Raw genomic sequence first — 14732 nt, 5'->3', positions numbered from 1 at the left:
TTACGTTTCACCCCCAGTTGGTTCCGATGATCGACATCACTCTCGAAAATTTCCAGGCCGAACTGGTCGAAGGCTCCGTCGCCACGCCGGTGCTGCTCGACATCTGGGCCGAATGGTGCGGACCCTGCAAGCAGCTCGGCCCGGTGCTCGAAAAACTCGAGGTGGAATACGGCGGCCGCTTCACTCTGGCCAAGCTGGACGCCGACAAGGTGCCCCAGATTTCGTCGCAGCTGTCTGAAATGTTCGGCGTGCGCAGCATCCCGTTCTGCGTGATGTTCAAGGACGGCCAGCCGGTCGACGGCTTCGTCGGCGCCATTCCAGCCGACAAGGTCCGCGAGTTCCTCGACAAGCACGTGCCCGGCGCCGACGAGGCCGAAGCCGCCTCCGAAGGCGCTGCCGCTCAAGAAGCTCTGGCCGGGGGCGACACCCTGGGCGCACTCGAAAAGCTGCAGCACGCGGTGGCCACCGACCCGGCCAACGACGACGCACGCTTCGACTACATCAAGCTGCTGCTGCAGGAAGGCCGCGTCGACGACGCCAAGGTCGCCTTTGCACCGGTGATCGCCAAGACCTCGCTGGTGCGCCGCTTCGATTCGCTCCAGCGCTGGATGGATGCTATCGATTTCGCAGCGCCTGTCGCAGGCACGGCGCCCGCCATGGCCGACTTCGACGCCAAGATCACCGCCAACAAGCGCGACTTCGACGCCCGCTTCGGCCGCGCCCGCCTGCTGATGGCCGCCCAGCGCTGGACCGACGCGATGGACGAGCTGCTCGACATCCTCATGCGCGACAAGAGCTGGAGCGAAGACCTCGCCCGCAAGACCTACATCGCCATCCTCGACCTGATCGAGCCGCCCAAGGTGAAGGTGGCCGACGGGCAGATCCCGCCGGACGATCCGGTCGTGGCCACGTACCGCCGCCGCCTGAGCAGCATCGTGCTGAGCTGATTCAGGCTGGCACCCGCGCTTCGATGCGCTGGCGAATGAAAGCAAGCGACCTGCGGGTCGCTTTTTTCTTGGCCCGCCCGCACCGAGGGCTACGCCGCGTTGGCGGCCACGGCGGCGTCGAATACGATCACGCCCGATTCAACTTGTTGCAGATTGAAAAGGAAGACCGGCCATGCGTTCCTTCACCCGCCGTATCGCACTCCCTGCCATTGCCACGACGGCGTTGCTGGCGGCCCTGACCGGTTGCGGCAGCGGCATCAGCCTGGACGAACCGATCGAAGGGCCGCTCTGGCGCCTGGCGCAACTGGGCGACGAGCCGATCGGTCAGAGCGATGCGCAGATCCAGTTCGACCGCAGCAGTGGGCGGGTCAGCGGTTCGGGCGGATGCAACCGGGTGTCGGGCAGCTTCACGCGCAGCGGCATCACGCTGAAGATCGGCCAGTTGGCCTCGACGCGCATGGCTTGCGCCGACCCGACGCGCGGCGCCAACGAAGCGCAGTTTCTTTCGGCCCTGCAGAGCACCGCGAGCTACCGCCTCGCGCCGGGGCGGCTTGCATTGCTCGACGCTGGCGGGCGGACCGTGGCGATCCTGAGTTCGGGAAGCCGCTGAGCGCAGGCGGCTTCTTCTCCCTCTTTTTCTTTTATCAGCCGGTGAGGCGTTCCAGCGCCTCGCGGTACTTGGCGGCGGTCTTCTCGATGACTTCCGCCGGCAAGCGCGGCGCGGGCGGCGTCTTGTCCCAGGGCTTGCCGTTGATCTTGGTGGCTTCGAGCCAGTCGCGCACGAACTGCTTGTCGTAGCTCGGCGGATTGGCGCCGGCGGCCAGCGCGGCCTGGTAGCCCTCGACCGGCCAGTAGCGCGAGCTGTCGGGCGTGAGCACCTCGTCCATCAGCACCAGCGTGCCGGCCTCGTCGAGACCGAACTCGAACTTGGTGTCGGCAATGATCATTCCCTTGGCCAGCGCGATCTGCGCGGCGGTTTCGTAGATCGCGATGCTGGTCTCGCGGATCTGCTGCGCCAGCTTGGGGCCGACGATCTCGACCACGCGCTCGTAGCTGATGTTCTCGTCGTGCTCACCGGCCGCGGCCTTGGCGGCGGGCGTGAAGATCGGTCGCGGCAGCTTGCTCGCGTTGGTCAGGCCCTCGGGCAGCGGCACGCCGCAGACCGAGCGCGACTCCTGGTATTCCTTCCAGCCGCTGCCGGCCAGGTAGCCGCGCACCACGGCCTCGACCGGGATCGGCTTCAGGCGCTTGACCAGCATCGAGCGGCCGGTGACCTGGGGCACCTCGTCGGCCGTGACCACGCTCTCGGGCGCGTCGCCGGTCAGGTGGTTGGGGCACAGCTGGCCGAGCCGCTCGAACCACCACAGCGCCATCTGCGTGAGGATCTCGCCCTTGCCGGGAATGGGCTCGCCCATGATCACGTCGAAGGCGCTGAGCCGGTCGCTCGCGACCATCAGGATGCGGTCTTCGCCGACGGCGTAGTTGTCGCGCACCTTGCCGCGCGCAAGCAGGGGCAGGCTCTGGATGGAGGAGGTGTGGACGGTGGTCATGGAACAGGTGCTCTGGGGAACGGGAAAACGGGTGACGTGGAAAACGGATTGTGCGCGCAGAAAAAAGCCACCGCGAACGGTGGCCTTCGAATCGCGGGGAAGTTTTAGACGACTTCCTGAGCCAGCTCGCCCTTGGCGTACTTGGCGGCAACCACCTGCAGCGTGTCGCCCTTGATCTTGGCGCCCTGGCCTTCGCAGCCGAACTCGATGTAGCGCTGCTTGCAGATCTGCTTGGCGGCTTCGCGCGCGGGCTTGAGCCATTCGCGGGCGTCGAACTTCTCGGGGTTCTCGAAGAGGAACTTGCGCACCGCGCCGGTCATGGCCAGGCGGATGTCGGTGTCGATGTTGATCTTGCGCACGCCGTGCTTGATGGCTTCCTGGATTTCCTTGACGGGCACGCCATAGGTTTCCTTCATGTTGCCGCCGTACTGGCGAATGATGGCCAGCAGCTCCTGCGGCACGCTCGACGAGCCGTGCATCACCAGGTGGGTGTTGGGAATGCGGCGGTGGATTTCCTTGATGCGGTCGATTGCCAGGATGTCGCCGGTGGGCTCGCGCGTGAACTTATAGGCGCCGTGGCTGGTGCCGATGGCGATGGCCAGCGCGTCGATCTGGGTGCGCTTGACGAAGTCGGCGGCCTGCTCGGGGTCGGTCAGCAGCTGCTCGCGCGTCATGGTGTCGTCAGTGCCGTGGCCGTCTTCCTTGTCGCCCTTCATGGTTTCGAGCGAACCGAGGCAGCCGAGCTCGCCTTCGACCGTCACGCCCAGGCGGTGGGCCATGTCCGACACCTTCTTGGTGACGTCCACGTTGTAGTCGTAGCTGGCGATGGTCTTGCCGTCGGCTTCGAGCGAGCCGTCCATCATGACCGAGCTGAAGCCCAGGTCGATGGCGCCCTTGCAGACGTCGGGGTTCTGGCCGTGGTCCTGGTGCATGACCAGCGGGATGTTCGGGTACTGCTCGATGGCGGCCTGGATCAGGTGCTTGATGAAGGCTTCGCCGGCGTACTTGCGGGCGCCTGCGCTGGCTTGCAGGATGACGGGCGCGCCGGTTTCCTTGGCGGCCTCCATCACGGCTTGCACCTGTTCGAGGTTGTTGACGTTGAAGGCCGGAATGCCGTAGCCATTGGCTGCGGCATGGTCGAGCAGTTCGCGCATCGAGACGAGTGCCATGGGGAAATACCTCGCGGGAATTAGAGAAAGAAGAAGGCGGAAAGACGAGAGAAAACTGCCCCAATTCTACCGAGCCCCCTTGTGGGACGGCACTGACGCCAACCCGAGGAAGCCCATGACCGGCGGCAGCACTGGACCGCCCAGCCACTGGATCGGCCTGGCGAAGGCGCCAATCAGCGTGACATGGCTCAGGTTGTCGAACAGCTGCACCTCCACCGGCACGCCGGCGGCGCGCAGTGCGGCGGCCATCTGGCCGGTGTTGCGGTCGGGGTAGACCAGCTCGTCCTTGGCGGCCGCCATCAGCAGCGCGCGGGGCGCCGCCGGCGTGACATGCGCCAGCGGCTGCGAGTCGGGCGGCGTGTCCGGCCAGTTGAAGGCGACCTGCGCCTGCGGGTCGCCGATGGGCAGGAAGTCGTAGGGGCCGGCCAGGCCGATCCAGCCCGCGAGTTGCTTCGGGCTGACACCCACCTCGGCCAGCCAGCGTTCGTCCAGCGCCACCATCGCGGCGTTGTAGCCGCCCGAGCTGTGGCCCATCATGTAGACCTGCTTCGGGTCGGCGCCCAGTTGTGCGGCGTTGTCGAGCGCCCATTTGACCGCCAGCGCGCTGTCGCGCACGAAGACCGGGTAGGTGAAGACGGGCGACAGGCCGTAGTCGGGAATCACCACCACCGCGCCGCGCGAGGCCAGCGCCTCGCCGACGAACTTGTAGCTGGCGCGGTCGCCGTTCGTCCAGGTGCCGCCGAAGAAGAACACCACCAGCGGGCGGGCGCCCCGCGCCGGCGGGGTGGATGGCAAGGGCTGGTACACGTCGAGCATCTGGCGCGGGGCCTTCCCGTAGGCGATGCCGCCCTGGAACTGGTAGGTGTCGGCAGGCACCAGGCCATTGAGCACCTTGATCGGCGAGCAGGCCGAGAGCACGGCGGCGGCAGTGACGGTGAAGGCGGTGAAGAAGGCGCCGCGGCGCCGGCGAAATGACGCGAAGGTGGAACGACTCATCGCAACAGTACGCGCGCGGGCGCGCACCGGTTTCGTCAGATGGGAAGCTGCGTGGTCGACAGCACCTGCTTCAAGACGACGAAGGTGCGGATCTGCCGCACGCCCGGCAGGTACAGCAGCTGCTCGGCATGCAGGCGGTTGAAGCTGTCGTTGTCGCGGGTGCGCACCAGCATGAAATAGTCGAACTCGCCCGAGACCACATGGCATTCAAGGCAGCCCGAGACCTTCTGCGCGGCCTTCTCGAAGTCGGCGAACGAGTCGGGCGTGGAGCGGTCGAGCACCACGCCGATCATCACGAGCATGCCGAGATCGAGCGCGTCGGGGTCGAGCAGCGCCACGACGCCCTTGATGAGCCCCGCCGCCTTGAGCCGCTCGACGCGGCGCAGGCAGGCCGGCGCGCTGAGGTTCACCTTGGCCGCCAGCGCCACGTTCGAGACCGAGGCATCGCGCTGCAGGGCGCGAAGGATCGCCCGGTCGGTGCGATCCAGCTCAGGGGCGACACGCAATTTTGTTGTGCTCATGTGCTCTTCTTCGGACTGAAAGTTAAAGTAATTTCCATCCTGCCTTCTTTTGATCCGCAGATCCAGAAAACTTCGCAAGCACGTTGCGAGCCCTTCTTCCTACGATAGCTGGCACCAACCCCTGGAGCCACGCTGATGAACCTGAAGAAGTTTCCCCGTCACGCCCTGACCTTCGGCCCGACGCCGATCCATCCGCTCAAGCGCCTGAGCGCGCACCTGGGCGGCAAGGTCGAGCTCTATGCCAAGCGCGAGGACTGCAACAGCGGCCTGGCCTTCGGCGGCAACAAGACGCGCAAGCTCGAATACCTGATCCCCGAGGCGCTCGAAGGCGGCTACGACACGCTGGTGTCCATCGGCGGCATCCAGTCGAACCAGACGCGGCAGGTGGCGGCGGTGGCCGCGCACCTGGGCCTGAAGTGCGTGCTGGTGCAGGAGAACTGGGTCAACTACTCCGACGCGGTGTACGACCGGGTGGGCAACATCGAGATGTCGCGCATCCTCGGCGCCGACGTGCGGCTCGATGCGGCGGGCTTCGACATCGGCATCCGCAAGAGCTGGGAAGAAGCCATGAGCGATGTGCGCAAGGCCGGCGGCAAGCCGTTCCCGATTCCGGCGGGCTGCTCGGAGCATCCGCGCGGCGGCCTCGGCTTCGTCGGCTTTGCCGAGGAAGTGCGACAGCAGGAGGCCGAATTGGGCTTCAAGTTCGACTACATCGTGGTCTGCTCGGTCACCGGCAGCACGCAGGCCGGCATGGTGGTGGGCTTCGCGGCCGATGGCCGGGCCGATCGCGTGATCGGCATCGACGCCTCGGCCAAGCCGCAGCAGACCTTCGAGCAGATCGTGCGCATCGCGAAGAACACGGCCGAGCTGGTCGAGCTGGGCCGCGACATCACCGAGAAAGACGTGGTGCTGGACCGCCGCTTCGGCGGGCCGGAATACGGGCTGCCGAACGACGGCACGCTGGAGGCGATCCGCCTGTGCGCGCGCTTCGAGGGCATGCTGACCGACCCCGTGTACGAGGGCAAGTCGATGCACGGGATGATCGAGAAGGTGCGGCTCGGCGAGTTTCCGGCCGGCTCGAAGGTGCTGTATGCGCACCTGGGCGGTGTGCCTGCCCTGAACGCCTACAGCTTCCTGTTCAGGAACGGCTGAGCAGGACCACGCAACGAAAAAGGCCGGCATGTGCCGGCCTTTTTTGCTGCAAGCGTGCTCAGCTCGCTCTGCAGATCTTCAGCATGTTGGTGCCGCCCGGTGCGCCCATCGGCTCGCCGCAGGTGATGGCGTACACGTCGCCGCTCTGCACGATGCCGCGCTTCTTCAGATGGGCTTCGGCCTGCTCGAGCGCGGTGTCGCGGTCGGTCTGCGAGTCCATCAGCAGTGGGCGCACGTTGCGGTACAGCGCCAGCTTGCGCTGCGTGGCCAGGCGCGAGGTCAGGGCGTACATGGGAATGTGCGCGCGGTGGCGGCTCATCCACAGCATCGTGGCGCCCGATTCGGTAAGCGCCACGATGGCCTTGGCGCCCAGGTGGTGCGCTGTGAACAACGCACCCATGGCGATCGACTGGTCGATGCGGCTGTAGGTCTTGCCGCTGAAGTCGGCGTCGAGCGTCTTGTCTTCGGCGGCCTCGGCGGCTTCGCAGATGCGGCTCATCTCCTGCACCGTTTCGAGGGGGTAGCGGCCCGAGGCGGTTTCGGCCGAGAGCATCACGGCGTCGGTGCCGTCGAGCACGGCGTTGGCCACGTCGCTCACCTCGGCGCGGGTGGGCACGGGGTTGGTGATCATCGACTCCATCATCTGGGTCGCGGTGATGACCACCTTGTCCATGTCGCGCGCCATGCGGATCATCTTTTTCTGCAGCGCGGGCACGGCGGCGTTGCCGACTTCAACGGCCAGGTCGCCGCGGGCGACCATGATGCCGTCGCTGGCGCGCAGGATCTCTTCGAGCTTGGGAATGGCTTCGGCGCGTTCGATCTTGGCGATCATGCCGGGCTTGTGGCCGTATTCGGCTGCCGCCACGTTGCACAGCTGGCGCGCCATTTCCATGTCGGTGGCGTTCTTGGGAAAGCTCACGGCCACGTAGTCGGCCTGGAAGCTCATCGCGGTCTTGATGTCTTCCATGTCCTTGGCCGTCAGCGCCGGCGCCGTGAGGCCGCCGCCCTGCTTGTTGATGCCCTTGTTGTTCGACAGCTCGCCGCCCAGCTTGACGGTGGTGTAGACGGCTTCGCCCTTGACGGCATCGACGGTCAGCACGATCAGGCCGTCGTTCAGCAGCAGCTTGTCGCCGGGCTTCACGTCGCGCGGCAGGTCCTTGTAGTCGAGGCCCACGGCATCGACGTCGCCCAGCTCGGTGCGCGAGGCGTCGAGCACGAACTTGGCGCCCGGCTCCAGCCAGACCTTGCCCTGCGCGAACTTGCCGACGCGGATCTTCGGGCCCTGCAGGTCGGCCATGATGGCCACTTCGCGGCCGGCCTTGCGGGCGGCTTCGCGCACCATGGCGGCGCGGTCGATGTGGTCTTGCGCCGTGCCGTGGCTGAAGTTGAGGCGGACCACGCTGACCTTGGCCAGGATCATCTGCTCCAGCAGTTCCGGCGTGCTGGACGCCGGGCCAAGCGTGGCAACGATCTTGGTGGCGTGGCGGGGGATGCGGTCCGTGCTCATGAAGGTAGTCTCCGTTTTGTATTCGCTACTGTATACACTTTGTGTGTCTGGCGGAAGTCACCCCACGGGTTTTCCCGCCGCCACGGCCAGCCTTCGCCCGCGTCAGCCGGCCGCGCGCTTGGACAAAATCTCGAAGGCCGGCAGGGTCTTGCCCTCCAGCACTTCGAGAAACGCACCACCACCGGTCGAGATGTAGCCGACCTGCTTTTCGATGCCGTACTTGGCGATGGCCGCGAGCGTGTCGCCGCCACCGGCGATCGAGAAAGCGCTGCTTTCGGCGATCGCCTGCGCGATGGCCTTGGTGCCGCCCGCGAAGGCGTCGAACTCGAACACGCCCACCGGGCCGTTCCAGACGATGGTGCCTGCTTCGCGCAGCTGCGCGGCCAGGATCGCGGCGGTCTTGGGGCCGATGTCCAGGATCAGGTCGTCGTCGGCCACGTCATCGGCGGCCTTGACGGTGGCGGTCGCGTCGGCCGCGAAGGTCTTGGCCGTGACCACGTCCACCGGGATCGGCACGTCGGCGCCGCGCGCGCGCATGGCCTCGATCACCGCCTTGGCCTGGTCGACCAGGTCGGGCTCGGCCAGCGACTTGCCGATCTTCAGCCCAGCCGCCAGCATGAAGGTGTTGGCGATGCCGCCACCCACGATGAGCTGGTCGACATTCGCCGACAGGCTCTTGAGGATGGTCAGCTTGGTGCTGACCTTCGAGCCCGCCACGATGGCCACCAGCGGCCGCTTGGGCTGGGCCAGCGCCTTGGTGATGGCGTCCATTTCGGCGGCCAGCAGCGGGCCGGCCGCGGCCACCTTGGCGAACTGCGCGATGCCGTAGGTGGTGGCTTCGGCGCGGTGCGCGGTGCCGAAGGCGTCGTTCACGTAGATGTCGGTGAGCGCGGCCAGTTTGCGGGCCAGCGCTTCATCGTTCTTCTTCTCGCCCTTGTTGACGCGGCAGTTCTCGAGCAGCACGACCTGGCCGGGCTTCACGTCGACGCCGTCGACCCAGTTGGCGACCAGCGGCACTTCGCGGCCCAGCAGTTCGCCCAGGCGCTTGGCCACGGGGGCGAGCGAGTCTTCGGGCTTGAATTCGCCTTCGGTCGGACGGCCCAGGTGCGAGGTGACCATCACGGCCGCGACGGCATCGAGCGCCAGCTGGATGCAGGGCACCGAGGCGCGCACGCGCGTGTCTTCGGTGATGTTGCCGGCGTCGTCCTGCGGCACGTTGAGATCGGCGCGGATGAAAACGCGCTGGCCGGCGGCCTTGCCCTGCGCGCAGAGGTCGGTGAATCGAATGACGTTCATGGATCTGGAGGTGATGGAAGACGGGTCGGCCTGCATTGTAGGTTTCGCCCTGCCGCACCCCTGTGCTTCCCTTGCGTCCGACTGATGCTTTTCAGCCCTTTTGCTGGGCCCTGGCGAAGCGTTCGAGGATCTCCACAAAACTCGCCGCGGCAGGCGACAGCACGCGCCGCGCGGCGCTGTAGACACACACCTCGCGATGGAAGTCCGGCGACTCCAGCCGCACCATCTGCAGCCCGTGGGCGCGCACCAGCGGCGCCGAGTAGGTCGGGCACACCGTCAACCCGAGCCCCGACGCCACCATGCCCAGCGCGGTCGTCATGTACGACACCTCCTGGGTGCCGGGGCGCAGCATGTACGCGCGCTCGGCCGGGGCCAGCTCGGGCAGCACGCGCTGGCGGAAGTCGCGCGTGGGCGCGATGAAGGTGTACGGCTCGAGCTCGTGCCAGCGCACCTTGCGGCGCTTCGCGAAGGCGTGCCCGGGCGGGCAGATCAGCCAGTGGCGGTCGCGAAAGAGCGTGCGGCGCTCGATGGCGCTGTCGACCGCCACGTCCTGCCCCACGGCCAGTTCCACGTCGCCGGCCATCACGCCGGTGAGCAGGTGCTCGGGCAGGGTGTCGGCCAGCCGCACGTCGACATCGGGATAGGCCTCGCGGTAGACCGCGATCACGCGCGGCATCAGCGTGCAGGCCATGAGCTGCGGCGCCGCAAGCCGTAGCAAGCCTTTCTTCTTGTCACGCAGATCGGTCACGCCCGCTACCGCGCTCGTGAGATCGCCCAGCAGCCGGTGCACCGAAGGCAAGAACTCGCGCCCCGCCTCCGACAGCTGCACGCTGCGGGTATGGCGATCGAGCAGCTGCACGCCCATCTCGCGCTCGAGTTCGCGCACCAGCACGCTCAGCGCCGATTGCGTGAGGTGCAACTGCTGCGCCGCGGCGGTGAAGCTGCCAGCTTCGGCCACGGCGGCAAAGGCTCGCAATTGGCGCAGGGTCAAATTCATATGGTTATTTCATCAATCGATGAATTAATTTCGATTGCATCATAAGACGCGGCGTCGCCCAATCACGGCTTACCGGAGACAAGCCATGCCGACGACTGCCCCCACGGCACCCCCACCACCCGTTCGCGGGTTGCATCACTTCGCCTGGCGCTGCCGCGACAGCGAAGAGACTCGCCATTTCTACGAAGACCTGCTGGGCCTGCCGCTGGCCCACGTCATCAAGAGCGACCACGTGCCGAGCACGGGCGAGTACTGCCCCTACGTGCACATCTTTTTCCAGATGCGCGACGGCTCGTACATTGCCTTCTTCGACCTGGGCGACGACATCGCCGCGCTGCCTTCGCCCAACACGCCCGCGTGGGTGAACCACATCGCGCTGCGCGTCGATTCGGTGACCGACCTGCTGGCCGCCAAGGCGCGGCTCGAAGGCGCCGGCATCGAGGTGCTGGGCGTGACCGACCACCACATCATCGAATCGATCTACTTCTTCGACCCCAACGGCATCCGCGTGGAACTGACCACGCCGACCGTGCCGCAGGCCGAGATGGACGCGCATGCGCTGCGCGCCCATGCCGACCTCGACGCCTGGACCGCGCGCAAGGCCGAGCTGCGCGCGGCAAGGGGTGCGTCGAATGCCTGAGATGCAACTCGCCGTCATCGACGTCAAGCCCGGCGCATCGATGGAAAGCCAGTCGGGCCTGCAACTGCTGCGCCCGCGCATCTACGGCGCCTACCGGGCACCAACGGGGCCGAAAAAAATAGCGGCCATCGTGATGCACCCGACCAGCAACTTCATGGGCCACTACCTGATCGGCCCACTGGCCGAGCGCGGCATCTGCTGCATGGGCCTGAACTCGCGCTTCGTGGGCAACGACACGGTGCTGCTGATGGAGCGCGCCATTCAAGACCTGGGGGCGGGCGTGCAGTACCTGCGCGCGGCCGGCTACGAGAAGGTGTTCCTGGTCGGCAATTCGGGCGGCGCGGCGCTTTCGGCCTTCTACCAGGCGCAGGCCGAGAAGCTCACCGCCACGCACCTGCCCGACGGCGACCCCACGCACCTGCACCCCGACGACCTGCCGCCCGTGGACGGCATCGCGCTGTGCGCCGCGCACCTGGGCCGCACGCGGCTGATGCGCGACTGGATCGACCCCTCGGTCACCGACGAGCACGACCCGCTCTCGGTGGACCCCGAACTCGACATGTACGACCCGCGCCACCGCATGCCTTACGACTCTGCATTTCTCGCGCGCTTCAGCGCGGCGCAGAAGGCCCGGTTGGACCGCATCGAGCAGTGGGCCATCGACCGCCTCGCGCTGCTGCGCAGCACGCCGGGCGCGCCGCGCGACCAGGCCTTCGTCGTCTACCGCACGCACGCCGACCCGCGCTGCGTGGACCTCTCGCTCGATGCCAACGAGCGCCTGCCCGGCAGCGTGTGGGGCGATGCGCGGCAGGTGAACTACTCGGCCAACGCGATGGGCCGCACCACCTCGCTGACCGCCTTCCTGTCGCAGTGGTCGTCGCGCTCGCAGGCCGACGGGCCCACCAATCTCGCGCGCACCACGGTGCCGAAGCTGCTGCTGACCTACACGGGCGACCAATCGACTTTTCCGAGCACGCGCGACGCATGGATGGCCGCGGGCGGATCGCGCATCCGCAATGTCGACATCGTGGGCGGCAACCACTACCTGGCGGGCCAGCCGCACCTGATTCCACAGGCGGCCGACGCCATCGCCGAGTTCGCGCACGCGCTGTAGAAGAGACATGGAAAACTTTGCATTCGCACCGGCCTACGAGCTGCCGGTCTGGCCCTTCACGCCACCGCCCGAGCTGAACAGCACGACCGTGGTGCGCCACCCGATCGTGATCGTCGGCGCGGGTCCGTCCGGCCTCACGCTGGCTTGCGACCTCGCGCAGCGCGGCGTGCATGCGGTGCTGCTCGACGAAGACGACACCGTCGGCGTGCGCGGCGCTTCGTCGCGCGGCATCTGCTACGCGCAAAAGAGCCTGGAGATCTTCGAGCGCCTGGGCATCTACGAACGCATTGCGGCCAAGGGCATCACCTGGTCGTTCGGGCGCACCTTCTCGGGCGAGCAGGAGGTCTACAACTTCAACCTGCAGGCGAACAGCGTCTCGAAGCAGCCGCCGTTCATCAACCTGCAGCAGTTCTATGTCGAGTGGTTCCTGGTCGAGCGCATCCTCCAACTCGGCATGACCGACGTGCGCTGGAAGAGCCGCGTGACCCGCGTCGAGCAACTGGCCGACGGCGTGCGCCTCGACATCGAGACACCGGCCGGCAGCTACACCATCGAGGCCGACCACCTGATCGACGCCACGGGCGCCAACAGCCCGATCCGCACGCAGCTCGGCATCGAGGCGCACGCCTCGCGCAGCACCGACCGCTGGTGCATCAGCGACGTGCGCTTCAAGAAGCCGCTGCCCACCGAGCGCTGGACCTGGGTCGATGCACCCTTCAACGAAGGCCGCGGCGTCTGGCAGCACCTGATGGCCGATGGCGTGTGGCGCATCGACTACCAGATGCCCGAAGACTGCGACACAGCCCACATCAGCAAGCCCGAAGTGGCGGGCGCGCGGCTGCGCGAGCAGCTCGGCCCCGGCGTGGAGTTCGAGTTCGTGTGGATCGGCCCCTACGGCTACCGCGACCACCTGCTCGACAGCTTCCGGCATGGCCGCGTGTTCTTCATCGGCGATGCCGCGCATGTGGTGAGCCCCTTCGGCGCGCGCGGCGGCAACAGCGGCATCCAGGATGCAGCCAATCTCGGCTGGAAGCTCGCGCTGGTCGCGCAAGGGCAGGCCGGCGATGCGCTGCTCGACAGCTACGACGCCGAGCGCCAGCCCGCCGCCGCGCAAAACCTGCAGGTGACGAGCCGCTCGGCGCGCTTTCTGGCACCGCGCTCGCCGGCCGAGCACACGTTGCGCCGGGCGGTGGTGGCGCTCGCCGCGCGCCATCCGTTCGCGCGGGCGCTGGTGAACACCGGGCGCATGTCGGTGGCCAACGATTACCCGGCCGCACCGCAGTTGCCCGAAGGCGGCCGCACGGTGCAGAACCTGCCGTTGCGCTGGGCCGGCGACGGACGCGAGACGACGCTGATGCAGCTGCTGGCCGAAGGCACGCAATGCATCGGCCTGTGGTTCGCGCCGACACGCGATCAGGCCCGCGCCGCCATCGACACCACGGCCTCGCTGCCGCTGCGCCTGCTGGCCGTGGGTGGCGACAGCGGCTTGCCCACGCTGAAGCCCGACGAACAACTCGCACGCCATCTCGGCATCGGCGACGCGGGCAGCTTCGTGCTTGTGCGGCCCGATGCCTACCGCGCTGCCGTGCTGACGCAAGCCACGCCCGAAGCCATCGCCGCCGCATTGCGCACCGCACTCGCCCACGACACCGCCCCATGAACACAGCGCCCCATATTCCCGACCCCGACGGCTTCTACGCCGCGCTGCTGGCCGCGCACGAAGGCCTGAGCGAGCCTCAAAGCGCCGACCTCAATGCCCGCCTCGTGCTGCTGCTGGCCAACCAGTGCGGCGACCAGGCCGTGCTGCTGGCCTGCGTCCGCGCGGCCGCCGAAGACAACCCCACGACCACCCACGCTCCATGACCGCCAACGTCTCTTTCGCTTCTGCCTCGGACACCCGCGAGCAGAAGCCCCAACTGCGCGAACTCGCACCCGGTGCCTACGGCTACATCAGCGACTTCGATCCCAACTGCGGCTTCGTCGTCGGCGACGAGCACGTGGTGCTGATCGACACACGCCCCACGCCGCGCATGGCGCGCGACTTTCTCGCGGCCATCCGCACGGTGACCGACAAGCCGATCAAGACCATCGTGCTCACCCACTACCACGCGGTGCGCGTGATGGGCGCGAGCGCCTTCGATGAGGTGGAACAGATCATCGCGAGCAATGGCACGCTCGACTGGGTCCGCACGCGCGGGCAGGCCGATTTCGATTCGGAGGTCGGCCGCTTTCCGCGCCTGTTCGCGGGCGTGGAAGAGATTCCGGGCTTGACCTTTCCGACGATGAGCTTCGATCGCCAGATGAGCCTGTGGCTCGGCCCGCGCCCCGGCACGGGCCGCGAGCTGCGCCTGATGGCGCTGGGCCGGGGCCATTCGAGCGGCGACACCGTGGCATGGCTGCCCGATTGCGGCGTGCTGTTCTCGGGCGACGTGGTCGAGAACCACTGCGGCGTGTACGCAGGCGACGCCTACATCGGCGACTGGGCCGGCACGCTCGACGCGGTGCACGCGCTGAAGCCGCGCGTGCTGGTGCCCGGACGCGGCGCGGTGCTGCAAGACGAAGCCGCATGCGCCGAGGCCATCGGCCTGACGAAGGCCTTTCTCTCGACGCTGCTCGACAGCGTGCGCGCCGGCATCGCCGCAGGCGAAACGCTGCGCGGCTGCTTCGCGCGCGCCGAAGCGGCGATGACGCCGCGCTTCGGCCACTGGCCCGTGTTCCAGCACGTGCTGCCCTTCGACGTGTCGCGCGCCTATGACGAGCTGCGCGGCATCGAGCACCCCGTCATTTGGACGGCGGAGCGCGACCGCGAGCTGTGGCAAACGCTGCGCGGCGAATGAGCTGAA

General features: G+C 67.4%; 15 protein-coding genes. 8 read left to right on the top strand and 7 right to left on the bottom strand.

What is annotated here, in order from left to right; all coding sequences use genetic code 11:
* Nucleotides 1-26 precede the first annotated feature (26 nt).
* Both BLQ28_RS19385 and BLQ28_RS19380 read left to right on the top strand, forming a co-directional pair.
* Entirely contained in the window at nt 27-947 is a 921-nt protein-coding gene (locus BLQ28_RS19385; RefSeq protein ID WP_093242776.1) for a tetratricopeptide repeat protein, read from the top strand.
* A 172-nt stretch (nt 948-1119) separates the two neighbouring features.
* Nucleotides 1120-1557, top strand: a complete 438-nt coding sequence (locus BLQ28_RS19380) for an META domain-containing protein (protein WP_093242774.1) — start codon at nt 1120-1122, stop codon at nt 1555-1557.
* A 34-nt stretch (nt 1558-1591) separates the two neighbouring features.
* Here BLQ28_RS19380 and BLQ28_RS19375 read toward each other — a convergent pair whose 3' ends face one another.
* From BLQ28_RS19375 to BLQ28_RS19360, 4 genes are all read right to left on the bottom strand, one after another.
* Entirely contained in the window at nt 1592-2497 is a 906-nt protein-coding gene (locus BLQ28_RS19375) for a phosphoribosylaminoimidazolesuccinocarboxamide synthase (protein ID WP_093242771.1), read from the bottom strand.
* Nucleotides 2498-2601: 104 nt separating this feature from the next.
* Nucleotides 2602-3666 (bottom strand): class II fructose-bisphosphate aldolase, encoded by a 1065-nt coding sequence (fba, locus tag BLQ28_RS19370; RefSeq protein WP_093242768.1) that lies wholly within the window; start codon nt 3664-3666, stop codon nt 2602-2604.
* Between the two features lie 66 nt (nt 3667-3732).
* Nucleotides 3733-4662 carry an alpha/beta hydrolase gene (locus BLQ28_RS19365; protein WP_093242764.1) on the bottom strand — a complete coding sequence of 310 codons (930 nt, stop codon included), beginning with the start codon at nt 4660-4662 and terminating at the stop codon, nt 3733-3735.
* 35 nt (nt 4663-4697) lie between these two features.
* Entirely contained in the window at nt 4698-5183 is a 486-nt protein-coding gene (locus BLQ28_RS19360) for an Lrp/AsnC family transcriptional regulator (protein WP_093242762.1), read from the bottom strand.
* Nucleotides 5184-5318: 135 nt separating this feature from the next.
* Between BLQ28_RS19360 and BLQ28_RS19355 the strand changes: the two genes are divergently transcribed.
* Complete coding sequence (locus BLQ28_RS19355) at nt 5319-6335, top strand: 1-aminocyclopropane-1-carboxylate deaminase (protein WP_093242760.1); 1017 nt, start codon at nt 5319-5321, stop codon at nt 6333-6335.
* 58 nt (nt 6336-6393) lie between these two features.
* Here BLQ28_RS19355 and pyk read toward each other — a convergent pair whose 3' ends face one another.
* From pyk to BLQ28_RS19340, 3 genes are all read right to left on the bottom strand, one after another.
* Nucleotides 6394-7842: a pyruvate kinase gene (pyk, locus tag BLQ28_RS19350; RefSeq protein ID WP_093242758.1), complete on the bottom strand. Its 1449-nt coding sequence runs from the start codon at nt 7840-7842 to the stop codon at nt 6394-6396.
* Nucleotides 7843-7944: 102 nt separating this feature from the next.
* Entirely contained in the window at nt 7945-9138 is a 1194-nt protein-coding gene (locus tag BLQ28_RS19345; protein ID WP_093242756.1) for a phosphoglycerate kinase, read from the bottom strand.
* A 91-nt stretch (nt 9139-9229) separates the two neighbouring features.
* Complete coding sequence (locus tag BLQ28_RS19340; protein WP_093242753.1) at nt 9230-10135, bottom strand: LysR family transcriptional regulator; 906 nt, start codon at nt 10133-10135, stop codon at nt 9230-9232.
* Nucleotides 10136-10220: 85 nt separating this feature from the next.
* Between BLQ28_RS19340 and BLQ28_RS19335 the strand changes: the two genes are divergently transcribed.
* Genes BLQ28_RS19335 through BLQ28_RS19315 form a run of 5 tightly spaced genes read left to right on the top strand, consistent with a single transcriptional unit; the run spans nt 10221 to nt 14726 of the window.
* Nucleotides 10221-10775, top strand: a complete 555-nt coding sequence (locus BLQ28_RS19335; RefSeq protein WP_093242751.1) for a VOC family protein — start codon at nt 10221-10223, stop codon at nt 10773-10775.
* Nucleotides 10768-11889 (top strand): alpha/beta hydrolase family protein, encoded by a 1122-nt coding sequence (locus BLQ28_RS19330; RefSeq protein ID WP_093242749.1) that lies wholly within the window; start codon nt 10768-10770, stop codon nt 11887-11889. Before BLQ28_RS19335 ends, BLQ28_RS19330 begins: the two co-directional genes overlap by 8 nt.
* A 7-nt stretch (nt 11890-11896) precedes the next feature.
* Nucleotides 11897-13549, top strand: coding sequence for an FAD-dependent monooxygenase (locus tag BLQ28_RS19325; protein WP_093242747.1), 1653 nt, complete (start codon nt 11897-11899; stop codon nt 13547-13549).
* Nucleotides 13546-13752: a DUF2783 domain-containing protein gene (locus BLQ28_RS19320; RefSeq protein ID WP_093242745.1), complete on the top strand. Its 207-nt coding sequence runs from the start codon at nt 13546-13548 to the stop codon at nt 13750-13752. The genes BLQ28_RS19325 and BLQ28_RS19320 overlap by 4 nt, the downstream gene beginning before the upstream one ends.
* A complete protein-coding gene (locus BLQ28_RS19315; RefSeq protein ID WP_093242743.1) occupies nt 13749-14726 on the top strand; it encodes an MBL fold metallo-hydrolase in 978 nt (325 codons plus the stop codon). The genes BLQ28_RS19320 and BLQ28_RS19315 overlap by 4 nt, the downstream gene beginning before the upstream one ends.
* Nucleotides 14727-14732 lie beyond the last annotated feature (6 nt).

This window comes from Variovorax sp. EL159 (assembly GCF_900100965.1).
Classification (GTDB): Bacteria; Pseudomonadota; Gammaproteobacteria; order Burkholderiales; family Burkholderiaceae_C; genus Variovorax.
This window is presented reverse-complemented; position numbering and strand designations above follow the sequence as displayed.